The 244-nt window shown below is 56.6% G+C and carries 1 rRNA gene; it reads left to right on the top strand.

From position 1 onward, the window contains the following. A 16S ribosomal RNA gene (locus IF54_RS0139220) occupies positions 1-84 on the top strand; the annotation flags it as partial. Between the last annotated feature and the right edge of the window lie 160 nt (positions 85-244).

The raw sequence follows: 244 nt of genomic DNA, 5'->3' as shown, positions 1-244 counted from the left end.
GAGCTGTCGAAGGTGGGACTGGCGATTGGGACGAAGTCGTAACAAGGTAGCCGTACCGGAAGGTGCGGCTGGATCACCTCCTTTCTAAGGAGCACTTCTTACCGAGTTCGCTCGGTCAGAGGCCACTACGCAGGCAAACGTTCTGCGGTGGTTGCTCATGGGTGGAACGTTGATTATTCGGCACTTTCAGTCATCTCGGGCTGCCAGTACTGCTCTTCGGAGCGTGGAACGCTGATCACGAGTG

The organism is Streptomyces sp. NRRL B-3229 (assembly GCF_000719505.1).
In the GTDB taxonomy this organism is placed as follows: Bacteria; Actinomycetota; Actinomycetes; order Streptomycetales; family Streptomycetaceae; genus Streptomyces; species Streptomyces griseorubiginosus.
This window is presented reverse-complemented; position numbering and strand designations above follow the sequence as displayed.